This is a genomic window from Nocardioides piscis, assembly GCF_011300215.1.
GTDB lineage: Bacteria > Actinomycetota > Actinomycetes > Propionibacteriales > Nocardioidaceae > Nocardioides > Nocardioides piscis.
Map to the genome: position 1 here is coordinate 3,407,551 of NZ_CP049866.1, position 21,840 is coordinate 3,429,390.

Below are 21,840 nucleotides of genomic sequence, written 5' to 3' on the forward strand. Positions count from 1 at the left end.
CTACCGACCCAGCTGTGCGAGGACGAAGAGCATGACCGTCAACCCCACCGAGGCGGTGGCCGAGAAGGCCATCAGCGCGATCGCGTCACGAGCCTGTTCGCGCACCCGCAGCGGTCGGTCGGCGGTGACGCCCACCTGACTGCGAGTGACTGCGGTGCTGCTCATGACTTCGACCCCACACGGTTGTTGGTGCACGCGAGTGCGCTGCTGGTTGCTGGTTGCTGGTGCTGACTGGCGGGCCGCCGGACCTGGTCCCTGCCCGCTCCCCCAGGGAAGTGCCCTCTGACACCGGGGAAGGTGCGTCAGATGACGGGAGGGAGCGGACACGAGACCGGATGCTGCGGACCTCGTCAGCTGTTCAGTTGTGGTGCTGGCTAGATGCCGGGGAAGACCTCGTCGCTGAGCTCGGAGAACTTCTGCTCCTGTTCCTCCGAGTAGGTGGCCCAGGCGGTCGGGTCCCAGATCTCGATGCGGTTCATCGAGCCGATGACCACGACGTCCTTGGTCAGCGACGCGTAGGTGCGCAGCGGAGCCGGGATGGAGATGCGTCCCTGCTTGTCCGGCAGCTCCTGGGAGGCGGCGGCAAACAGCATGCGGACGTAGTCCCGGGTGCCCTTGTTGGTCACCGGCGCCTCACGGAGCCGTTCGGTCAGCCGGCCGAAGTCCTCCAGTGACCAGACCGTCAAGCAGCGCTCCTGCCCTCTGGTCACCACGAGTCCCTCCGTCAGCTGATCCCTGAACTTCGCCGGGAGGAAGAGCCGACCTTTCTCATCGAGCTTCGGGGTGTAGGTGCCGAAGAACATCCGGCCCACCTCCCTGCTCGATGCGAGAAACCGACCCTGTCCCCCACTTCGCTCCACTCTACTCCACATCGCTCCACCGTCAACCATATTGCCGCGATTCCTCCCGCTTTCCCGGACGTCCTGTCGCCCAGGCGCAGCCGCAGCACCGCGGTCCGGCGTGTGAAGAACGCCCCACGGGTGCCTGGTGGAGGGAAGTGGGGAGAAAGTGGAGGACGCCCTGGAACCGCTGAGTTGCCGCGACGGCATACGGTGGTTCCCATCACATTGGGCCCGCCTGGCGCCGGGACGGACATGAGAGTGGGAAGCCGTTGAGCTCGTTGGTCTCACCGGATGCGGACCTCGCGACGCTGGCGCGGGTCGTCGGCCTGGTCCGCTCGAACATCGAGCGGGTCATCGAGGGCAAGCCCGACGTCGTCAATGCCGCGATCGTGGTGCTGCTGGCAGAAGGACACCTGCTCATCGAGGACGTCCCCGGGGTCGGCAAGACCCAGCTGGCGAAGGCGCTCGCACGCAGCATCGACTCGACCGTGCGCCGCATCCAGTTCACGCCCGACCTGCTGCCGTCCGACGTCACGGGTGTGTCCGTCTTCAACCAGGACACCCGCGAGTTCGAGTTCCGGCCGGGTGGTGTCTTCGCCAACATCGTCGTCGGCGACGAGATCAATCGCGCCTCCCCCAAGACGCAGTCGGCGCTGCTGGAGTGCATGGAGGAGCGACAGGTCACCGTCGACAACACGACCTATTCGCTCGACAAGCCCTTCATGGTGATCGCAACGCAGAATCCGATCGAGATGGAGGGCACCTACGCCCTGCCCGAGGCGCAGCGCGACCGCTTCATGGCGCGCGTCTCGGTGGGCTATCCGGTCGAGGCGGCCGAGATCGCCATGCTCGACGCCCACACCACGACCAACCCGCTCGACGACCTGGAGCCGGTGACCGACGCCGGCGAGATCCGCAAGCTCACCGAGATCGTCGGCGAGGTCCACGTGTCGCCTCCGGTGCAGCGCTACGCCGTGGCCCTCACGACTGCCACCCGCACCTCCACGGCGCTGCACCTGGGCGCGTCGCCGCGAGCCACGCTCCACCTCGTGCGCGCGGCCAAGGCGGTCGCTGCGATGCAGGGCCGTGACTTCGTGCTGCCCGACGACCTGCACTCGCTTGCCCGCCCCGTGCTCGCGCACCGGCTCCTGCCCAGTGTCGAGTCGGCCATGAGTGGCCGTTCGACCGGCGCGATCCTCGATTCCATCGTGGCCGGGGTGCCCATCCCGGACGCCGGCCGTGCGTGAGGCACTCGCCTGCCTGACCGTCCGCGGACGGGCATTCGTCGCGGCCGGGATCACGACGGTCGTGTCCGCGATGATCGTGGGTCAGGGCCCCTGCTGCCCGTCGGCGTCCTCGTCGCCGCGCTGCCCTTCCTGTCCGCCCTCTGGATCGGACGGTCCCACTTCAAGCTGGCGCTGACCCGCAGCGTCTCCCCACACCTCGTCGCCGCGGGGCAGCCCGCGCGGGTCGAGCTCAGCCTCACCAACGAGTCGCGCGCGCCCACCGGCGTCCTGCTGCTCGAGGACCAGCTGCCCTACGTCCTCGGCACGCGCCCTCGCTTCGTGCTCGAAGGCATCGGGCACGGCTGGCACCGCACCGCCGGCTATCAGGTGCGATCCGACGTGCGCGGCATCTATGACATCGGACCGATGACCGTGGTCGCCACCGACCCGTTCGGGCTGGTCGAGGTCGGCCGGTCCTTCCACGCGACGGCGGCGCTGACTGTCACGCCCCGCACCGTGACCTTGCCGGGGATCCTCCTGGGCGGGGCATGGACCGGGTCAGGCGACAACCGCCCGCGCGCCTTCACGACCGGCAGCGCCGAGGACGTGACGGTGCGCGAATATCGCCAAGGCGACGACCTGCGCCGGGTGCACTGGCGCAGCTCGGCCCGCACCGGCGAGCTGATGGTCCGCCGTGAGGAACAGCCGTGGCAGTCGCGCGCGACGGTCTTCCTGGACAACCGGCTGACCTCCCACCGCGGACAGGGGGTCGCCTCGTCGCTCGAGGCGGCAGTCTCGGTGGCCGCGTCCGTCGCGGTCCACCTGAGCCAGCACGGCTTCGCCGTACGCCTGGTCACCGCCACCGGCGAAGAGCCGGGGACCGCATGGCATTCCCGCACGTCCTCGGTCAACACCGGGCCTCTCCTCGAGGCGCTCGCAGTGGTGCGAGCCGAGCAGGCCGCCCGCCTCGACACCACCTGGCTCGCCGAGCCCGGCCACGGAGGCCTGCTCATCGCGATCCTGGGCGCCGTCACCGACGCCGATGTCCCCTTCTTCAACCGTCTTCGGCAGCACGCCGCCACGTCGGCAGCCATCGCGCTCGACGTCGACGAGTGGGCGACCCGATCAGGCGCCTCAGCCACCGCCTCGACCGCCGTCGGACTGGTCCGGTCGGGCTGGCGCGCCGTGTCGATGGGCCCCCGTGACTCCGTCGAGGGCGTGTGGCAGGACCTCGGACGTCTGGGTCACAAGCAGCTGGTGGAGTCATGAAGCAGCAGCGCGCAGGTCTCGGCTTCAACCTTGCACTGGCATCGGTGGCGGCGGCGACCACGTGGATCGTCCTGCTCTCCTGGCGTGCCTTCACCATGGAGCCCGAGGCAACCGTGCCCCTGCTCTACACCGCGGCGATCATCGCCCTGGTCGGCGGGACCGCCCGGTGGCTGCACGTCCCCACAGCCCTCGGACTCCTCCTCACGGCCGCCGTGGCGGGGGCGTGCGTGCTGGGCTGGGTGACCGGCTCAGCGGTGCCGTCGCCCTCGGTCCTGGCCGACTACGCCACCCGGGTCGGGGAGGCGCTCGACTCCACGCGCAAGTTCCGTGCGCCTGTCCCGGTCGAGGCTGCGTCAATCAGCCCGCTCCTGATCACGGCGGGGGCGGCGGTCGTCGTCACCGTCGACACGCTGGCCGGAGGCCTGCGGCGCATCCCACTCGCTGGTCTGCTCCTGCTCGCCGTCTATTGCGTTCCGGTGTCGATCACGGGCGTCGGTCTGACGTGGCCCGCGTTCGTGGCTCTCGCCATCGGCTTCCTTGCCATGTTGCACCTGGTCCACCTCGACCGCGTCACCCGCTGGGGCCGCGGGGTCGACTCCGGCGGGTCAGACCGGGCCGGCCTCACCGTCCGCACCGGCGCAGTCGTCGGCGCCGCGATCAAGATCGGCGCGCTCGCCACCGCGCTGGCGCTGGCGCTGCCCCTGGCCCTGCCGACCTACGAGGTGACGCTCTTCGACGGTCCTGGTCCGGGAAAGCGAGAGATCCAGGTCGCCGACCCGCTGGTGGACCTGCGACGCGACCTCGCCCGCGGCGAGGACATCCCCCTCCTCCAGGTGACCACTCCCCACAGGGACCCCAGCTATCTGCGCATCGCAGTCCTGACCCGGTTCAACGGCAACACCTGGACGCCCGGCGACCGCGACATCCCCGACGACCAGGTCGCGAGCGGCCCGATGCCACCCCTCGTCGGCGTCACATCTGCGTCCCCGCGCCAGGAGTGGCCCTACCGGGTGGAGGTCAACGAGGACTTCGAGTCGAGGTGGTTGCCCACGACCGCGCAGGTCAGCTCGATGACCGTGGAGGGTGACTGGCGCTACGACCTGTCCACCATGGACTTCATGACCAGCGACCCGGAGGCGACGACAGCGGGGCTGGACTACTCCTTCACCGGAGTTGGGGTGGAACCAGATGCCGAGCTGCTGGACGAGGCTGCCTCAGGCATCTCGTTCATCGACTCGTCGTTCTTCGAGATTCCGTCCGGGATCGCCCCCGAGGTCGGCAGCCTCGCGGCCGAGGTCACCCAGGACCAGACGACCCGCTTCCGCAAGGCCCAGGCGCTCCAGCAGTGGTTCCGTGAGGACGGCGGCTTCGAATACAGCACCGCCAACATCGAGGAGGTCTCGGAGGGCACGCTCACCGAGTTCCTCGACGAACGAGTCGGCTACTGCGAGCAGTTCGCTGCGTCCATGGCCATCATGGCGCGCGTCATCGGGATCCCGGCCCGGGTCGCCGTCGGGTTCCTGAGGCCTGACTCCGTCGGGCCGGACACCTACGAGTTCTCGTCGCACGACCTGCACGCCTGGCCGGAGCTGTTCTTCCCCGGCGCCGGCTGGGTGCGCTTCGAGCCGACCCCGGGGGCCAGGGCTGCGTCCGTGCCTGCCTACACCAGTGCGGATCTCGCGCCCAACCCGACTGCCACCCCCTCCGCACGCAACACACCTTCCACCGACGCTCGTTCGCGCCAGCTCCGGGATCCGGAGACCACCGCGATCGCCGACGAGGCTTCGACATTCCCCTGGGTGCGGCTGCTGGTGGCTGTCGGCACCCTGGCGCTGCTGCTCGTGGGCGTGCTGGCCCCGACCCTGGTCCGCCGTCGACGGCGTGAGCGGCGACTGCGCGGGGACCTGGAGGAGCTGTGGCGCGAGCTCCGGGACCACGTCACCGACCTGGGTCACGAGTGGCCCGCAGATCGCTCACCCCGGCGGACTGGGGCGTGGGTCTCGACCCACTTCGGCGCACCCGCGGAAGGCTCGTCGAGGAGTGAGCGACCCCGTACCGGGCCGGACCAGGACCGAGACGCTGTCCGGGCCCTGGACCGATTCGTCGAGCAGCTCGAGCGAGCGCGCTACTCGCGTTCGGGTGGGTCGGTGGCGATCGAGCAGGCGGCCGAGGACGTGCTGGTCATCGAGGCTGCTCTCGATCACGGCGTCGGGCCGCGGGTGCGGCGGCGGGCGCGTTGGCTTCCGCGTTCACTGCGACACGTCGCTTCTCGTCCTGCGCGGGCAGGCGGGTCGGATCGGGAGGTGTCGACCCGGACAGGCTCGACCGAGACGGAGACGACCGAAGCGGTGCGGGGCTGACGTGACCTGACCTGCGGTCGGTCGGTCGGTGTCGCGGGCCTCAGTAACCCTGGTCGCGGCGGTGGCGCCAGCGCTGCTCCATGCGCTCCATGAACGACCCGGAGGCGCGGGAACGGAAGGGCGACTGGCGGGGCTGGTGACGACGGCCGCCGTCGACGACCCCGAAGCCCTCGTGCCGGGTCTCGCGCGGAGAGTGGTGGTGAGAAGAGGGGTGGCGCGCGGCGGGGTGGCGGACAGCGGTGACCCCGATGGTCGCGGCGCCGAGCATGACCACGAAACCGATGATGCCGAGGATCACCGGCTGGCTGGCCAGCACGCCGGCGATGAGGATGGCGACGCCCAGCACGAAGACCACTCCGGCGACGATGGCGCGGCGGCGGGCAGCACGCTGCATCGACGTGCCTCGGAGGGTGGATGCGAGCTTGGGGTCCTCTTCGACCAGAGCGCGCTCCATCTGCTCGAGCAGTCGAAGCTCTTCCTCGGACAGCGGCACGATTCCTCCTCACCTCACTGTTGTGGCAAGTCTAGGCACGGGTCGGGCAAGGGAGGTAGCGGCTGGGGAAAATAGCTCGGTCAATATGTCCGCAAGAGGCTCGCCGGGCGCACCGCGGCCGTCCCGAACCGCCGGGTGGCCCGGTCGACGGCACGGTCCGCGTCGGCCCAGCCGTGCTCCGGCTCCCCCAGCACCAGCTGTCTGTGCACGCTCGCGCGCGGGACCAGGCCCTCCACCCGCACCCCCACCAACCGCAGCCGCGCCCGTTGCAGGCCCAGCGCGTCATAGAGCCGGATGGCGGCGCGATAGATCTCCACCGTCACGTCGGTGGCCTCGGGCAGGGTGCGTGAGCGGGTGATGGTGGTGAAGTCGGCGAACCGGATCCTGATCGTGACGGTGCGTCCTGCCACGCCGGCCGTCCGCATCCGTCCCGTCACCCGGTGGGAGAGCCGGAGCAGCTCGCGCACCACCACCTCGCGGTCGTCGGTGTCCTTGGCGAAGGTCTCGTCGGCCCCCATCGACCGCTCCGGCTCGAGCGGTCCTGCCTTGGGCGTGATCGCTCGACGGTCGGTGCCCCATGCCAGCTCGTGCAGCTGTGCGCCGAGGTGGTGCCCGACCGCGCGCTGGAGGGTGCGCAGCGGCGTGTGTGCCACGTCGCCGACCGTGATCAGCCCCAGCCTGTGCAACATCGCCTGGGTCTTCTCCCCCACGCCCCACAGCTCACCGACGTCGAGCGGGTGCAGGAAGGCCGTCACCCGCTCCGGCGGCACGACCACGACACCGTCCGGCTTCGCTCGGCGGCTGGCCAGCTTGGCCACCGACACCGAGGCCGCCACCCCGACCGAGCAGGTGATGCCCTGCTCGTCGTGGATCACCGACCGCAGGCCTTCGGCGATGGTGGTCGGTGCACCGAGCCGCCGGATCGAACCTCGTACGTCGAGGAAGGCCTCGTCGAGCGAGACCACCTCGACCAGGGGGGTGACCCGCCGGAAGTTCTCCAGCACCGAGGACGAGACACGGGCGAAGGTGTCGAAGTCGGGTGGGATCACCACCGCCGTCGGGCAGGCACGTCGGGCACGCGTCATCGGCATGGCCGAGTGGACGCCGTACTGACGTGCGAGGTAGTTGGCAGAGAGCACCACCCCGCGGCTTCCCCCGCCGACGATCACGGGGACCTCGGCCAGGTCGGGACGGTCGCGGGTCGCCACGGAGGCATAGAAGGCGTCCATGTCGACGTGCAGGATCGGGGTGCTGGTCATCGGACCCCGCTGGGGTCGACGGCGAGGGGGTCAGCGAGTGGCGAGGACGTGGAGCTGTGTGGCGAGGGGGAGGTATTCGGCTCGCGTGGACACCGCGCTCTCGAGCTCGGCCAGCGCGGAGGCAGCACCCGGCTCGAGGTCGAGCAGCGAGCCGGGCACGAGGTCGGCGAAGACCCTGACCCCGTGGACCGTGGTGGCATCGAGTCCGGCTGCAGCGAGCAGCGGGCCGATCTCCTCGGCGGTGAAGCGGTGTCGGTCGGCATCCGGACCGTCGAGCAGGTCGCGAGCCGCCTGGAAGTGACCGGCCATGGCGCGCGCCACCACGGCGGCGTGCCGCTGGGCGACGAGGAGGCTGAGGTGACCGCCTGGACGCAGCACCGAGGCGATGCTCGCCAGCGCAGCGGCCGGGTCGTCGACGACCTCGAGCACACCGTGGCACAGCACCAGGTCGGCCCCATCGGCTCCGACGAGGTCGGCCATGTCGGTGAGGTCGCCCTGCTGGCCGGTGATCCGGTCGGCGACGTCTGCCTCTCGCGCCCGCCGGTCGAGCGCGGCGAGGGCGTCGGGGCTGGGGTCGATGACCTCGACCCGGTGTCCGAGCTGGGCGAGGGGTACGGCGAAGCCGCCGGTGCCACCCCCGATGTCGACGATGCGGGCCTGCTGCTCGGGATAGGAGCCCGGCTCGTCCAGCAGCGCGCTGACGGCGGTCCACACCACACCGGTGCGGACGGACTGGCGACGCTCGCTGGCAGAGGGATGCTGCATGGGGGCAACCCTAGTCGGGCGAAGCGGGTGGAGTGGCTCATCCGGGGCTCCCCGGGCTGCGGTGCCACAGCTTGCGGTCGACATCGGGCGACTGAGCCGAGCGAGGGACGAGCGAGCGACTGAGCGCGACCCCAGCACTGCTGGGGTCCTCGCCCGCCGGCTTGATGTCTGCGTATGGCGACATCACGAACCCGCTGGAGTGGACGAGCACCCGCCGCTGGTCCGGAGCGGAAGGTGCGAACCCCTCGGGCACGCGCGCCAGCTCGGCGTGCACCGCAGCCAGGGCGTCGTCCCGGCTGCCGGCGCGCTGCCACAGGGCATGCAGGGCAGGCAGGTCCCAGGCACCCGTGGCCCGCAACGACACCCCGCGCCGGCCGGTGCGTCGCAGCTCACCGCGCACGACCAGCAACCAGGAGGCGAAGACCGTGGCGGCATAGGGTCCCTGCGCATCCTCGAAGAACGTGCAGTCGACCGGACCGGTGCTGTCGTCGAGGGTCAGGAAGACGACCCGGCGACCCGAACGGATCGGTGGCGTCTGGGTCGCGACCTTGACCCCGGCGACCAGCAGCTGGGAGCGGCTGCGGCGGGTGAGGAGGTCTCTGCTCCGGGTGCTGCCGAGTGCGTCGAGGAAGTCGGCATAGGGAGTCACGACGTGCTGGGTGACGTCGAGACCGAGGATCTCCAGCTCGGCTCGCATCCGCTCCTCGCTCGTCATCTCCGGCAGCCCGGTCGCCACCTCACCACCCTGGCCCGGCTCGTCGCCCAGGCTCAGGGTCAGCTGCACCGACTCGACCGGCCGCGGCAGCGCCGGCGCCCTGGACTGGGCAGCGGCCCTCCTGGCTGGGTCGGTGCTGTTGCGGCCGGCGGCGTCACCGGCCCGCTCCGTGGCCCGCGCGGTCGTCTGGACGCGTCCTCGCGCCAGCCCCCTGCCGCGGGACGTGCGGTCGAGGAGGCGGGCATGACGGTCGAGCTCGGCGACCTGGAGCAGCAGGTCGCGGCGGGTGAGTCGGCCGCGTGGCCGGACGGTCTGCTCACCGCCCCCGATGCGATAGATGTCGTCGAAGGCGCCGGCCAGCACCAGTCGTTCGAGCACCGGGCGAGAGACCTGGGCGCGGTGGAAGAAGTCGGAGAGCGAGGCGTAGGGGGTGGTGCACTCGTGGCCCGTCCCACCCCGGGCAGCGACGATCCGGGTGACCTCGGCGGCGCTGATGCCCTTGACCTCCGCCAGCGCCAGTCTGATCGCATGGGTCGGACCGTCCGCACCACCAGGACCCGCCTGCGCGTCGGCGCGCTCGACGACGTAGTCGGCTGCCGAGGCGTTGACGTCGAGGCCCAGGACACCGACGCCGAACTGGCGCGCGTCGTCGAGGATCAGCCGTTTGGGATACATCCCCGGGTCATGGGTGAGGACCCCCGCCAGGAAGTGGGCCGGGTAGTGGGCCTTGAGCCAGGCCGACTGGTAGGTCGGCAGGGCAAAGGCAGCAGCATGGGCCTTGCAGAAGCCGAAGGAGGCGAAGGCCTCGAGCACCTTCCAGATCCGCTCCACCAACGGGAGGGGATAGCCCCGGCCGAGGGCCCGCGGGTGGAACCACAGCCGGGTCTGTGCCATGCCCTCGGCGTCGCCCAGCGCCCGACGCTTCTCGTCGGCCTCGGCGTTGGACACCCCCGCGAAGAGCGCGATGATCTCGATGACCTGCTCGTGGAAGACCACCACGCCCTGGGTGGGACCGAGGATCGGCCGCAGGTCGTCGTGGAGGTGCACGACGGTCTTCCAGCCCTGCTTGGCCTCGAGGTAGGGGGTGATCATGTCGCTCTTGACCGGCCCGGGCCGGAACAGCGAGATGTCGGTGATGATGTCCTCGAAGGACTCGATGCCGGACTTGCCGACGAGCTCGCGCTGGCCGGGTGACTCGATCTGGAAGACGCCGAGAGTCCGGGCCGAGCTGATCATCGAGAAGGTCGTGGAGTCGTCGAAGGGCACCTGCGCCTCGTCGTCGAGGTCGATCTCCTCGTCGTCGACCCGGCGGATCTCGGCCACCGCATGAGCCATCGCCGACTGCATGCGGATGCCGAGGACGTCGAGCTTGAGCAGCCCGAGCTCCTCGACGTCGTCCTTGTCGAACTGGCTCATCGGGAAACCGGCATAGGACGCCTCGACCGGTGTGCGGTCGAGCAGGGTGAGGTCGGAGAGCAGCACCCCGCAGGGGTGCATGGCGATGTGGCGGGGCAGCCCGTCGAGGCGCTCGACCAGGCGGAACATCAGGTCGAGACGCTGCTCGCCGAGGCCGCTGGCGCGCAGCTCGGGCAGCTCGCGCAGGGCGATCCGCACGTCGCGGGCGCGGATGTGCGGGAAGGCCTTGGCGATCGCGTCGATCTCGCCGGGCGGCATGCCGAGGGCGGCGCCGACGTCACGCACGGCGTGGCGCACGCGATAGGTGTCCATCATCGAGACGCAGACACAGCGCTCGCCGCCGTACTTGCTCAGGATCGCCTGATAGACCTCGAGCCGCCGAGCGGACTCCACATCGACGTCGATGTCGGGCAGCGAGGCCCGCAGGGGCGAGAGGAACCGCTCCATCAGCAGGCCGTGGCGGATCGGGTCGACCCCGGAGACCCCGAGCAGGTAGTTGACCAGGCTGCCGGCGCCGGAGCCGCGGGCCGCGCGGCGGATGCCCATCTGCGCGATCAGGTCGGTGATGTCGGCGACGGTGAGGAAGTAGGAGGCATAGCCGAGGCCGCGGATCAGCTCGAGCTCGTCGTCGAGCCGCTTCCAGATGCGCTGGCGCGGCGCCGAGCCGTAGCGGTCGCCGATCGCATCCTCGCAGCGGGCGCGCAGCATCCCGTCAGCGCTGGTGCCCTCTCCGCTGAGCTGGAACTCGGGGAAGTGCACCTCACCGATGCCGAGGTCGGCGCGCGGGTCGAGCGCACACCGGTCGGCCACGGCCCGGGTCTGGGCCAGCAGCAGCCGGCCGTCGCGATCACCCAGCCCGGCCAGCCGACAGATCTCCTCGGCCACCTCGAGCATCTGCTTGCCGGACTTCAAGAAGCCCTCCGCGTTTCCGCGATCGACGTGCCTGCGATCGAGCGCGACCAGCCGCCGGGACGCATCGAGGACGTCGACGACGGGGGCGTCGAGCCGATCGGCGTAGCGCACCGCGTTGGTCAGCACCGTCCCCAGCCCGGCCCGGCGCGCGACCTGGGCCATCCGGGCGGCGTGCGGGCTGGTGCCCGGGCCCCACTGGTGTCCGCTGCCCGGCAGCCGGTGGGAGACCAGCTCGACGACCAGGTTGTCGCGGGGCACGATCTCGCGCCACCGCGTCAGCGCCTCAAGCGCGAGGTCGTCGCGTCGCCGGGTCGTCGCCACCCCGATCTCGGAGGTCGGTCCGAGCAGCACGATCACCTCCCCGCCCATGAGGTATGGCGCCAGCGACTCCAGCGTCGCGACCGGCTGGCCCCGCTGCCCGGTGAGGTGGGCGTTGGAGGTCATCCGGCAGATGGCCGCCCAGCCGGCCTTGCCGGTGGCCAGGAACGTCACCCTCGTCGATCCGCCCCGATGTGCCGGGAGGTCGCGATGGACTCCCCCGCGCACCGGGGTGCGGGGGGCGGAGGCACCCGGTGGCGGCCCCTGCGCGTCGGCCACCGGCGCGAGCGCCAGGTCGACCCCCAGCACCGGTCGGATACCGGCTCGGCGAGCGGCCTGGACGAACTTCACCGCACCGTAGGTGCCGTCGCGGTCGGTCAGGGCCAGGGTGTCCATCTCCTGCTCCGCGGCTCGCTCGACGAGCGTGTGGGGGTGGGAGGCGCCGTATTGGAGGGAGTAGCCCGAGGCCACGTGGAGATGGACGAACGGGTCAGGCGACACCGGACTGTCCAGACAGGCGCTGGTCGAGACCGGCGTGGGGCACCAGCCCCAGCGCCGACTCGACCACGGCCAGGAACCGGTCTGAGTCACGGACCAGGTCGTCGGCCTCCCGCTCGGTGACGGCCCGGGTGGAGCCGGCCTCTGCGGCGGCCCGCTTGCCTGCTCCCGCGGCGAAGAAGCGGGCCCACTCGGAGAGCTCGGGGGCGATCTCGGCCAGCAGCACCCAGGCGTTCTTCTGCCGTCCCCGGCGCGGCGCTGGCCGGGCACGGGCTGCGAGGAGAGCGGCCGTGGCCCGCAGGGCTGCCACATGGGCACAGGCATAGCGGGTGGGCACGTCGCGTGCGGTGATCGCCTCCTGGAGCGACTCGGCCGCCAAGGAGAGGTAGGAGTGGGTGGTCGCTGGCAGCAGGTGGGGATTGGTCGTCGACATCCCAGGCCCCTAGTCCGCACAGCCGACGAGCTGCCAGCGGCCGTCGGTCCAGTCGAAGGAGAGGTCGAAGACACCGCTGGTCTCCATCCGACCCGCCTCGACCCGCCACAGCTCACGCTCGAGGAGCAGGTCGCTCCCCGGGCCCGGTGGGTCCTCGCTCTCGGTGGGCTGCCACCAGGGCGCGGTCTCCACCCAGTGCGCGACCACGGCGCGCACCTTCCACAGGCGGCCGCGCCACAGGAACGCCTCGGGGCCCTCGGTCTCTCCACGTCGCACTTCGACGGGGTCGTGTAGTAGTCGCATGCTGCGTCTCCTCATCGCTCCTCGACCCCACCACCGGCCCCGGGGACGGTGGGGTCGAGGTCACCGCCCACCGGGGCCGCGTCCGAACAGGTGTTCGAACAAGACCAAAGGTACACGGCCCCACCGACAGTGGGTCAAGAGCGAGCGCAGAAACCTCTAGTGCACACGCAGGTAGGCGCTGGTGTCCTTGCGCCACAGGAAGAAGACGAGCAACAACCAGGCCACGAGGAAGACCGCCGAGACGACCACGAAGGCCGCCGGCAGGTCGTAGTCGATCCCCAGCACCGCCACCAGGATGCCGAAGAAGCTGGTCGCGGTCAGCACCAGTCGCGACCACCCGTGCCCGTCGACGAGGAACGCCCCGAGCACGCCGACCAGCCCCACGAAGACGATGAACGAGACCACCGCCAGTGGCACGAACTTCGGCACCATCGCCTCGTCCCGCAGCGCCGCCATCCCGCCGGAGACCAGGATCTCCTGGGCCCGGGAGTTGCCCTCGGCCCATGTCGCGATGACCTCGTCACGCTGCAGCCAGGTCAGCAGCACCCCCGTACCGCTGGACAGGACCAGCACGACCAGGCACCACAGCGCGTTGCGGACCGACCGGGGCACGTTCCGGCTCCCGAGGAACGGCAACGACTTCTGCATATCTTCCGGCTCCCCCTGGAACGACGATGGGACTGACTAGGCTCGCACCATGGCGAACGAACACCCAGCTGTCACCTCATTTCGAGGCCAGCTGGCCCGGCGCGGCGGCACCGGCGACGTGATCATCCTGCCCGACTCGGTCCACACCGCCATACTCGCCTCGCAGGCCCTCGGGTGCGAGGTCGGCGCCATCGCCAACAGCCTGCTCTTCGACGCCGGCGGCCAGCCCGTCCTGATCCTCACCTCCGGCGCCCACCGCGTCGACACCGCCAAGGCCGCAGACCTCATCGGTCTCGGACGACTGCAGCGGGCCAGCGCAGACTTCGTCAAGCAGCACACCGGCCAGGTCATCGGAGGCGTCTCCCCCATCGCCCATCCGGCGCCGGTGCCGACCTGGATCGACACCTGGCTGCGCCGCCACGACGTCGTGTGGGCCGCTGCCGGGCATCCCGCCGCAGTCTTCTCCACGACCTTCGAAGAGCTGGTCGAGATGACCGGCGCCGTCGAGATCGAGGTGGAGTGATGGAGATCTGGCTCAACCCCGCGTGCTCCAAGTGCCGTACGGCGGTCGCCGAGCTGGACGCCGCCGGCACCGACTACACCGTCCGCCGCTATCTCGAGGACCCGCCGACGGCCGACGAGCTCGCGGCCGTCGTGGACCGCCTCGGCGTCGACCCCTGGCACCTGGCCCGCGACAAGGAGGCCCGCGAGGCCGGCATCGACCTCCCCCGCGACGCCGGGCACCGCGACGCCTGGCTCGCTGCGCTCGCCGCCCATCCCCGCGCCATCCAGCGCCCGATCATCACGGCCGCAGACGGCACCACGGTGGTGGGGCGCGACCCCGACTCGCTGCGTGCCGTGATCGACGCGGAGACCGTCCAGGAACGGCTGACCCGCCCGCCCGGGCCGTCCTCCTAGGGTGGGGTCGTGGAATCACTCGCCCTGACCTTCTCCAGCGGCTGGGCCAGCGGCATCAACGCCTATCTGGTCGTGCTCGTGCTGGGCCTGGCCGACAAGACCGGCGACTTCGCCCAGATCCCCGACGTGCTGGCCCGCTGGGACGTCATCACCGTTGCGGGCTTCATGTATGCGATGGAGTTCATCGCCGACAAGATCCCCTACATCGACTCCTCCTGGGACGCGATCTCCACCGCGATCCGCCCCACCACGGGCGCCGTGATCGGCGTGCTCCTGGCCGGTGACGCCTCGTCGCTGGACCAGGCCATCCTCGGGGTCGTGGGTGGTGGCAGTGCGCTGCTCTCCCACCTGGTCAAGGCGGGCGGCCGGCTGGCCATCAACGCCTCCCCCGAGCCGGTGACCAACATCGGTGCCAGCCTGGCCGAGGACATCGCCGTCTTCGCCGTCGTCGCCTTCGCGATCAACAACCCCGAGGCAGCCGCCGCGATCGCCGGGGTGCTGCTCGCGCTCGGGCTGGTCCTGCTCTACATCCTCGCCAAGGTGATCCGACGGGGGTGGCGGAAGTGGAAGAAGAAGGACCCGATCGCGGCGTCGGCATGACCCCGGAGGCGAGGCCCGGGGCGGGCAGCAAGCGGATCGTCGTCGTCGGCGGCGGCTTCGGCGGGATGGCGAGCGCGCTGCGGCTGGCCAAGCTCGGTCACGAGGTCACCCTCCTCGAGGGCTCCGCGGCGCTGGGCGGCGCGCTGGCTCCGATCAGCGCCGACGGCTTCACCTGGGACTCCGGCGCGGCGACGACCCTGCTCCCCGCGGTGCTGCGCGACCTGTTCCGCAAGACCGGTCGACCGCTGGAGCGGGAGGTCGACCTCATACCCCTCGACGTGATCCGCGAGCACAGGTTCGAGGACCGCTCGGTCCTGCGCCTGCCCGGCGGCTCGCGGGCCGCGCAGCTCGACGCCTTCGACCAGCTGGGCGGGTTCGGCAGCTCGTGGTCGGCGTACGTCGATGCGCACGCCGAGACCTGGGAGGTGCTCCGGCGGGGCTATCTCGAGCAGGCGTGGGACCCGGCCCTGGCGCCACGTGGACTCACCGACCTGCTCACCAGCCGCGAGATGCTGCACAAGCTACTGCGTGGCGTCTTCAAGGACGAGCGCCTGCGGCTGGTCGCCAGCCACCCGTTCGTGATCGACGGCCACGACCTGCGCAACGTGCCGGCGTGGATGGGGGTCACGTCCTATCTCGAGCAGACCTTCGGCGCCTGGACGATCGACGGCGGGCTCTCAGCGCTCGAGGCAGTGCTGACCGAGCGGCTCACGACGCGTGGGGTCACGGTCGTGCGCGAGACGACAGCGCTCGACGTGGTGGTGCGCGAGGGGCGGGCCGCAGCCGTCCGGACCCAGCTCGGGGAGATCGACGCCGATGCGGTGGTGTGCGCGATCGACCCACGGCGCCTGCCGGTGCTGGCGTCGTTCGTGCGTCGGACCATGCCGGCCATCCCGCCGGTGATCTCGCACGTCGGCCTCGAGGGCGACGTCCCTGACCTGCCCCACGAGGTGGTGCTGCACGGCGACCCGATGCTGGTCATCCGCCGAGGGGGGCAGGCGCCCCCGGGTTGCACGGCGTGGACCGTCGTCGGCCGCGGCAAGCTCGCCGAGGACGTGCTGCGGGCGCTGGCCCGCCACAAGATCGACGTCCGCTCCCAGGTGGTCAGCCGCATCGACCGAACTCCTCGCGACCTCGTCGACGCGTGGGGCGGCTCCCCGCTGGGCGTGCTGTGGCAGGGGCGGCAGACCGTCCGCGACCGGCTCGGCCCCACCACCCCGGTCCCGGGTGTCTATGCGGCCGGGGCCCATGCCACGCCTGGTGCCGGCCTGCCCTTCGTCGGCCTGTCCGCTGCGCTGGTCGCTGCCGAGATCGGCGCCGCCTAGCTCGGCGTGCACACTCGTCCTGGTGGACGGACTTGCACGCCGGGCGTTCGAGCCGACGGGCAGACGGGCGGGCACATCCGTCCAGACGGACAGATATGCCTCATCACGGGGCGCGCCGGCCCGGGAAGTGGGGGCGCCAGTCGTCGCTGACCCGGTCAGGCAGACCTGCGAGCCCACGATCACGCAGGACCTTGAAGACCCGCTGGACCGTTCGCTCCGGCTGGGCATAGATGTCCTTGGCCACCACCACCAGCAGTCGCCACCCGTCGTCGTCGATCGCTTCGCGCCGGACCAGGTCCCGCTCCCAGCCGGCCTCGCGCTCGATGTGGACTCGGCCGTCGTACTCGACGACGACCTTGACCCCGGGCCAGCAGAGGTCGTAGCGACGAAGCACCTCGTCATGGAGGTCGCGCATCTCGCGGTTGACCTCCGGCTCGGGGATGCCCGCCAGCACGAGCAGCATCCGCAGACGGGTCTCCATCGGCGAGTCGACCCTGCGACGCACATAGCCCAGCGCGGTCCGCGCGCGCCGGACCGCAGAGCCTGACGCCGCCGCCACCGCAGCCGCGAGTCGCTGGTGCGTCATCCCCTTGCGCCGCAGCATCCAGTCACCCAGGACGACCAGCTCGACGAGAGGCAGCTCGTCGGCCATCTCCACGAAGAGGTCAGCCAGCTCCGTCACGGCGATGCCTCCGACGTCGCGAGTCCGGGCGTCTGCACGCACGTGGCAGACAACCCCTTGCCGTCGACGGCGAGCGTTGGGCTCCGAGACAGTGATGTGCTCCTCGGGACAGGTCGCGACGGGCGCCCCCCAGACCCGTGCGGCCGAGCAGTGGCTCGCGGATCCAGCACCGTCAAACGGGATGAGAGCAGCCTGGGTGCGCAGCATCGGTGAGTCCGCGACTGCGGCGGAGACCAGGATGCCGTGGCTGAGCCTGCGAAAGTCGGGGCCGTTGAGCTCGCGGCGGGTCAGTCCACTGTTCAGTCCTGCGGCCCTGGTGAAGGGGCGCGTGGGATCCAGCTCGTTCGCGTCCGCCATGGGACCAGCCTGCCGTCGGTCCGTTGGTCGCTGCTGGCTCCATCCACAGGCCAGCCGTGAGGCTCTGAGGTCCGGTTGCCCCACATGGACGGAACTGCCCGCGCGTGTGCGCCGCTCACCAGGACCGTGAGGTGCAGGGTCGACCACCTGGACGAATCTGCTCAGACCAGGGCCCAGGTGACCGTCAGGCCCGCGGAGATCGAGGTCTCCCCCGGCTCGATCTTGGCCGAGAGCGAGGCCGTGGCACCCGGGCGCGGGACTCCGGCGACCGCCTCCCCGATCGCGAGCACCTCACCCAGGGACGCTCCGGCAAGCTCGGCCAACCGGCCGGCCTGACGGTGCGCGTCGGCATACGCCTGTGCCACTGCCTCGTCGCGGGCAGCCCCCGGCTCTGACACCTCCAGCGACACCCCTTCGACGACCAGGGCGTCGCCCACCTCGGTGGCCAGCGCGTCGAGCAGGACACCGGCGATCGCCACGTCTGGGCAGCCGATGGCCAACGAGTGCCTGGCCTCGAAGCCCTGCTGCTGACCGTGGTCGTCGTGCCACGGCCAGACGTTGATGCCGGTGGTGGCGACGCGTCGCTCGGACGTGTGCCGACGCGCCACCGCGCCGATGGTCCCGGCGGCCGACGTCGCGCCGCCGAGCGCTTCGGCCAGCCGCCCGGCTCGCGCGAGCGCGGCGACCCTGACCACGGCGGAGTCGGGGACCACGGCGACGTCGCCCTGACCTGTCACGGTGACGGTTCGCTTGTCCATGGCCCGAAACCTAGCGCTGCTCGAGCCTCTTGACGCGCTCGTGACGTGCCCACACAGTGGAGGCACACGTCGAGGGGGGAACGCGATGTTCTGGTGGATCGTGCTGGCAGTGGTGGTCGTCGGGTTCGCGCTCGCGTGGTGGAGCAGCGGCCGCGCCCGGGGCGAGGTGTCGCCGCGAACGCCCACGGACCTCGCACGCGTCCAGGGCGACGCGATCCGCAAGCACGGCACGGCCGGCGCCGGTGGCATGGGCGGGTTCCCCGGCGGTGCCGGCGGTTTCGGGGGTTGACGGCTGACCTTCAGTCGCCGGGTGCGGCGGTGGGTCAGACCGTGATCTGGAGCGCCTGGAAGATCTCGCGCGTCGCGCGGGAGAAGTTGAGCGTGTAGAAGTGGAGTCCGGGGGCGCCGCCTGCGAGGAGCTCGTCGCAGAGCTCGGTCGAGATCCGGATCCCCTCGGCCCGTAGCAGGTCGGGGGTCTCGGCGAGCGGCTCGAGCCGCGAAGTGACCTCTCGCGGCATGACACGACCCGACAGCTCGACCATCCGGTTCATCGACCGGAGGCTGAGGATGGGCATGATCCCCGGGATGATCGGCATGTCGACCCCGATGGCTCGGGCGCGCTCCACGAGGGCGAAGTAGTCGCTGGCCCGCAGCACCATCTCGGTGACGGCGAACTCGGCGCCGGCGTCGGCCTTGGCCTTCAGCACCTGGGCGTCGTGCTCGAGGCTCTCGGAGTTGACGTGTCCCTCGGGGAAGGCCGCGATGCCGACGGCCGCGTCGTAGTGCTCCTTGATGAACGCGACGAGCTCGGAGGCGTACTCGAGGCCGTCATCGGTGCTGACCCACTCGGTGTGCGGGCCGCCGGGTGGGTCGCCGCGCAGCGCCAGGAAGTGGTCGACGCCGGCGTCCTTGTAGGCGTCGAGGATCTCGAGCAGCTCGGCGCGGCTGTGACCGACGCAGGTGAGGTGGGCGACCGGGGTCAGTGACGTCTCGGTCGCGATCCGGCCGGTGACCCGCACCGTGGTGTCGCGCGAGCTGCCGCCGGCGCCATACGTCACCGAGACGAAGGTCGGACGATAGGGCTCCAGCTCGGTGATCGCGCGCCACAGGCGCTCCTCACCCGCTTCGTCCTTGGGTGGGAAGAACTCGAAGGAGAACGACTTCTCGCCGCTCTCGATCAGCTCTCGCATGCTGCGCCCGGGTCCCCTTGTCATGGCAGGAGCCTAGGGATGGAGGCGGGCCGCGACCCAATCCGTCCACGGGGCAACCGCCCGACTAGGCTCCCCGGGTGAGTGAGAGCGCAAGCACCGAGTGGGACCCCGAGGCCTTCCGGGCGCAGGTCCAGGCGGTCCTCGACGACTTCCTCGACGAGCAGGCGAGCCGGCTCGCTCCGCTGGGTGGGGACGCGGCCCGCCTGCTGTCCGAGGCCCGCACCAGCGTGCGCGGCGGCAAGCGCTTCCGGGCGGCGTTCTGCTACTGGGGCTACCGCGCCATCCGCCCCGAGGTGGCCGACGAGACCGCCCTGCTGCGCGCCTGCGCGGCCCTCGAGCTGCTCCACGCGAGCGCGCTCGTCCACGACGACTTCATGGACGCCTCCGACACGCGCCGCGGCCGGCCCGCCACCCACCGGACCTTCGAGGCCGAGCACCGGGCAGCCGGGTGGAGCGGCGACCCGGTGCAGTACGGCGCCGCGGCGGCCATCCTGCTGGGCGACCTGCTCCTGGGTTGGTCCGAGGAGCTGCTGCGCCGCTGCGGGCTGCCGCTCTCCGAGGTGGCGCCGGGCCTCGCCTACTTCGACGAGTGCCGCTCCGAGGTGATCGCCGGGCAGTTCCTCGACGTGTCCGTGCAGGCGCGAGCGCGCGCCGATGTCGCGACCGCGATGACCGTCCTGCGCTACAAGTCAGCGAAATACTCCATCGAGCGCCCGCTCGACATCGGAGCCGCGCTCGCCGGAGCGACGACGGAGCAGATCGCTCAGCTGTCGAGCTTCGGGCTGCCCCTCGGCGAGGCCTTCCAGCTCCGTGACGACCTGCTCGGCGTGTTCGGCGACCCGGAGGTCACCGGCAAACCGGCCGGCGACGACCTGGTGGAGGGCAAGCGCACTGTTCTGGTGGCCCTGGCACTGTCAGCTGCAGGTCGCGCGGATGCCGACCGGCTCGACGCCTCCCTGGGCACCCCGCTCGATGAGGAGGCCGTCGCTTCCCTGCGCGACCTCATCGACTCCTCGGGCGCGCACGCCGACGTCGAACGACGAATCGGCGCGCTGGCCGAGACCGCGCTGGCGGCCCTGGCCAAGGCCGACATCGACGAGCAGGGGCGCCGCGTCCTGACCGAGCTCGCATCCGCCGCCACCCAGCGGACGGTCTAGTCGAGCGACGCGATGCCCGGGAGGTCGGGCCCGTCTCCTCGTAGCAGCACCGAGAACGGCGCGCGGCCGTCCTCGGCGGCTCGCGCCGCGAGGATCTCCAGCGCGACGTCGAACGCCCTGGCGTCCGCGCGGGCCAGGGTGCTCCACCCATCCCACAGCACGATGGTCCCCCGGCCTGCCCCCTCCTCACCCACGTCGTGCAGGCAGTCGGCGAGCGCGTCGAAGTTCTGCCCGTAGTGCGCCGGGAAGTCCAGCGCCCGGCCGATCGCCTCCAGGACCTCGGCCTTGGTGCCGCTGAGCCAGCCATCGACATACGCGAACGTGAAGCCGGCGTGCTCGACCGTGCGCCGGACGTCGGCGACGTCGAATGCTGCGTGCCAGCGATAGACACCGGGCTGCGCCTCGCCCTCGACGATGCCGACCAGGAGTCCTGCGAGCCCGCTCACGAGGTCACCTGACGATCCGGGAGAAGGACGAGTAGTGGTCGTCGGTCCAGTACAGCTCGTCAGCCGACCCGGCGACGATGCGTCGCGCACCGCGGTGGGACAGTCCCGGGGTGTCCACCGTGTATTCGCGGTAGTAGCCACGCTCGTGGTCGGGCAGGATCCCCTCGAAGTTGCCGAACACCCCGTCGTCCTCGGCGTAGGGATAGGGCCCGCCGGCGTCGATCAGGGCGAGCGTCTCGGCCGCCTCGGGCGGCAGGTCGGCCAGCGCCACCCGTGGCAGCCCACTGTCGGGGTCGGTGCCGGTCCCTCGATCCGGCTGGGACGAGGATGCGGCACCGGTGGGCGACGAGGGCGACTGCTGGACCGAGGGGGTGTCGCGCTCCGAGGGGGCGGTCTCGGGTGTCGCGCCGTCACCCTGTGTCCACCAGACCAGCCCCGCCGTGATGAGCGCGACCAGCCCGACGACGGTGCGGCGGGCCGGCATCAGAACGCCAGGGACTGGGCCCGGCGCTTGACCTCCGAGCCGCGGTTCTCCCGCAGCGCGTCGATCGGCCTGCCGGGCAGGTCGTCGTCGGTGAAGATCCAGGCGATGCACTCACGGTCGGTGAAGTTGTTGTCGTGCATCACCGTCAACAGCCCCGGCAGTCCCTTGACGATCTCGGCGCCGTCGAAGAACAGGGCCGGCACCGAGGGCGGCGTCCCGGGACGGGGCACGGCCTGGGCGAGCTCGTGGTCCTTGACCATCGTGCGCACCTTGGCGGGCGTCACGCCGAGCAGCTCCCCGACCTGGTCCCAGTCGAGCCAGTCGTCGACCAGCGCATCGAGGTCGGCGTCTGCGAGTGGCACAGGGTTTGCGTCAGAGCTCATGCGACGCACTATTTCACGTCACCGTGCCATCGGGCGACACGCCAGCGCGGCCGTCGGCTCGC

General features: G+C 71.1%; 25 protein-coding genes. 9 read left to right on the plus strand and 16 right to left on the minus strand.

Annotated features, from left to right (window positions below):
• The gene (locus G7071_RS16720; RefSeq protein ID WP_166320516.1) at positions 1-165 is read right to left on the minus strand and encodes a hypothetical protein; all 165 of its coding nucleotides are present in this window, start codon (positions 163-165) and stop codon (positions 1-3) included.
• A gap of 209 nt (positions 166-374) precedes the next feature.
• Positions 375-803 carry a division/cell wall cluster transcriptional repressor MraZ gene (gene mraZ, locus G7071_RS16725; protein ID WP_166320517.1) on the minus strand — a complete coding sequence of 143 codons (429 nt, stop codon included), beginning with the start codon at positions 801-803 and terminating at the stop codon, positions 375-377.
• 308 nt (positions 804-1,111) lie between these two features.
• On the opposite strand from mraZ, the gene G7071_RS16730 reads away from it, so the two are divergent.
• Positions 1,112-2,089: an AAA family ATPase gene (locus G7071_RS16730; RefSeq protein ID WP_166320518.1), complete on the plus strand. Its 978-nt coding sequence runs from the start codon at positions 1,112-1,114 to the stop codon at positions 2,087-2,089.
• Positions 2,090-2,170: 81 nt separating this feature from the next.
• On the opposite strand, the gene G7071_RS19470 is transcribed toward G7071_RS16730, so the two are convergent.
• On the minus strand, positions 2,171-2,428 hold the full coding sequence (locus G7071_RS19470; protein ID WP_246210098.1) for a hypothetical protein: 258 nt from the start codon (positions 2,426-2,428) through the stop codon (positions 2,171-2,173).
• Here G7071_RS19470 and G7071_RS16735 point away from each other — a divergent pair.
• Together G7071_RS16735 and G7071_RS16740 are read left to right on the plus strand one after the other, a co-directional pair.
• Entirely contained in the window at positions 2,408-3,337 is a 930-nt protein-coding gene (locus tag G7071_RS16735; RefSeq protein ID WP_246210101.1) for a DUF58 domain-containing protein, read from the plus strand. The two genes, G7071_RS19470 and G7071_RS16735, sit on opposite strands and share 21 nt — an antisense overlap.
• Positions 3,334-5,697, plus strand: a complete 2,364-nt coding sequence (locus tag G7071_RS16740; RefSeq protein WP_166320519.1) for a transglutaminase TgpA family protein — start codon at positions 3,334-3,336, stop codon at positions 5,695-5,697. The genes G7071_RS16735 and G7071_RS16740 overlap by 4 nt, the downstream gene beginning before the upstream one ends.
• Before the next feature lie 40 nt (positions 5,698-5,737).
• Here G7071_RS16740 and G7071_RS16745 read toward each other — a convergent pair whose 3' ends face one another.
• From G7071_RS16745 to G7071_RS16775, 7 genes are all read right to left on the minus strand, one after another.
• Entirely contained in the window at positions 5,738-6,190 is a 453-nt protein-coding gene (locus G7071_RS16745) for a DUF3040 domain-containing protein (RefSeq protein WP_166320520.1), read from the minus strand.
• A gap of 80 nt (positions 6,191-6,270) precedes the next feature.
• Positions 6,271-7,449, minus strand: a complete 1,179-nt coding sequence (gene dinB / locus G7071_RS16750) for a DNA polymerase IV (protein ID WP_166320521.1) — start codon at positions 7,447-7,449, stop codon at positions 6,271-6,273.
• A 30-nt stretch (positions 7,450-7,479) separates the two neighbouring features.
• Entirely contained in the window at positions 7,480-8,214 is a 735-nt protein-coding gene (locus G7071_RS16755; protein ID WP_166320522.1) for a methyltransferase domain-containing protein, read from the minus strand.
• Between the two features lie 37 nt (positions 8,215-8,251).
• On the minus strand, positions 8,252-12,076 hold the full coding sequence (locus G7071_RS16760) for a DNA polymerase III subunit alpha (RefSeq protein ID WP_166320523.1): 3,825 nt from the start codon (positions 12,074-12,076) through the stop codon (positions 8,252-8,254).
• Positions 12,066-12,506 carry an SAV_6107 family HEPN domain-containing protein gene (locus G7071_RS16765; RefSeq protein ID WP_166320524.1) on the minus strand — a complete coding sequence of 147 codons (441 nt, stop codon included), beginning with the start codon at positions 12,504-12,506 and terminating at the stop codon, positions 12,066-12,068. Before G7071_RS16765 ends, G7071_RS16760 begins: the two co-directional genes overlap by 11 nt.
• 9 nt (positions 12,507-12,515) lie before the next feature.
• Positions 12,516-12,809 carry a DUF6504 family protein gene (locus G7071_RS16770; RefSeq protein ID WP_166320525.1) on the minus strand — a complete coding sequence of 98 codons (294 nt, stop codon included), beginning with the start codon at positions 12,807-12,809 and terminating at the stop codon, positions 12,516-12,518.
• Positions 12,810-12,965: 156 nt separating this feature from the next.
• Positions 12,966-13,421 (minus strand): hypothetical protein, encoded by a 456-nt coding sequence (locus G7071_RS16775; RefSeq protein ID WP_166320526.1) that lies wholly within the window; start codon positions 13,419-13,421, stop codon positions 12,966-12,968.
• Between the two features lie 85 nt (positions 13,422-13,506).
• Here G7071_RS16775 and G7071_RS16780 point away from each other — a divergent pair, with 85 nt between their 5' ends.
• The 4 genes from G7071_RS16780 to G7071_RS16795 are packed head-to-tail and all read left to right on the plus strand — an operon-like array spanning position 13,507 to position 16,300.
• A complete protein-coding gene (locus G7071_RS16780; RefSeq protein ID WP_166320527.1) occupies positions 13,507-13,980 on the plus strand; it encodes a YbaK/EbsC family protein in 474 nt (157 codons plus the stop codon).
• The gene (locus G7071_RS16785) at positions 13,980-14,375 is read left to right on the plus strand and encodes an ArsC/Spx/MgsR family protein (RefSeq protein ID WP_166320528.1); all 396 of its coding nucleotides are present in this window, start codon (positions 13,980-13,982) and stop codon (positions 14,373-14,375) included. The genes G7071_RS16780 and G7071_RS16785 overlap by 1 nt, the downstream gene beginning before the upstream one ends.
• Before the next feature lie 9 nt (positions 14,376-14,384).
• Positions 14,385-14,975 carry a DUF4126 domain-containing protein gene (locus G7071_RS16790; RefSeq protein WP_166320529.1) on the plus strand — a complete coding sequence of 197 codons (591 nt, stop codon included), beginning with the start codon at positions 14,385-14,387 and terminating at the stop codon, positions 14,973-14,975.
• Entirely contained in the window at positions 14,972-16,300 is a 1,329-nt protein-coding gene (locus G7071_RS16795; protein ID WP_166320530.1) for a phytoene desaturase family protein, read from the plus strand. Before G7071_RS16790 ends, G7071_RS16795 begins: the two co-directional genes overlap by 4 nt.
• 103 nt (positions 16,301-16,403) lie before the next feature.
• On the opposite strand, the gene G7071_RS16800 is transcribed toward G7071_RS16795, so the two are convergent.
• Positions 16,404-17,339 carry a DUF559 domain-containing protein gene (locus G7071_RS16800; protein ID WP_166320531.1) on the minus strand — a complete coding sequence of 312 codons (936 nt, stop codon included), beginning with the start codon at positions 17,337-17,339 and terminating at the stop codon, positions 16,404-16,406.
• Between the two features lie 161 nt (positions 17,340-17,500).
• Positions 17,501-18,097, minus strand: coding sequence for an SIMPL domain-containing protein (locus G7071_RS16805; RefSeq protein ID WP_166320532.1), 597 nt, complete (start codon positions 18,095-18,097; stop codon positions 17,501-17,503).
• Positions 18,098-18,182: 85 nt separating this feature from the next.
• Here G7071_RS16805 and G7071_RS16810 point away from each other — a divergent pair, with 85 nt between their 5' ends.
• Positions 18,183-18,386 (plus strand): hypothetical protein, encoded by a 204-nt coding sequence (locus G7071_RS16810; RefSeq protein ID WP_166320533.1) that lies wholly within the window; start codon positions 18,183-18,185, stop codon positions 18,384-18,386.
• A gap of 34 nt (positions 18,387-18,420) precedes the next feature.
• On the opposite strand, the gene metF is transcribed toward G7071_RS16810, so the two are convergent.
• The gene (gene metF, locus G7071_RS16815) at positions 18,421-19,311 is read right to left on the minus strand and encodes a methylenetetrahydrofolate reductase [NAD(P)H] (protein WP_166320534.1); all 891 of its coding nucleotides are present in this window, start codon (positions 19,309-19,311) and stop codon (positions 18,421-18,423) included.
• 74 nt (positions 19,312-19,385) lie between these two features.
• Between metF and G7071_RS16820 the strand changes: the two genes are divergently transcribed.
• Positions 19,386-20,465 (plus strand): polyprenyl synthetase family protein, encoded by a 1,080-nt coding sequence (locus G7071_RS16820; RefSeq protein ID WP_166320535.1) that lies wholly within the window; start codon positions 19,386-19,388, stop codon positions 20,463-20,465.
• Here the strand turns inward: G7071_RS16820 and G7071_RS16825 are convergent.
• From G7071_RS16825 to G7071_RS16835, 3 genes are read right to left on the minus strand one after another with little or no spacing between them, the layout of a single operon-like run.
• Positions 20,462-20,911 (minus strand): barstar family protein, encoded by a 450-nt coding sequence (locus G7071_RS16825; RefSeq protein ID WP_166320536.1) that lies wholly within the window; start codon positions 20,909-20,911, stop codon positions 20,462-20,464. The genes G7071_RS16820 and G7071_RS16825 overlap by 4 nt on opposite strands.
• 4 nt (positions 20,912-20,915) lie before the next feature.
• Positions 20,916-21,395 (minus strand): ribonuclease domain-containing protein, encoded by a 480-nt coding sequence (locus tag G7071_RS16830; RefSeq protein ID WP_166320537.1) that lies wholly within the window; start codon positions 21,393-21,395, stop codon positions 20,916-20,918.
• Positions 21,395-21,778, minus strand: a complete 384-nt coding sequence (locus tag G7071_RS16835) for an Rv2175c family DNA-binding protein (protein WP_166320538.1) — start codon at positions 21,776-21,778, stop codon at positions 21,395-21,397. Before G7071_RS16835 ends, G7071_RS16830 begins: the two co-directional genes overlap by 1 nt.
• Positions 21,779-21,840 lie beyond the last annotated feature (62 nt).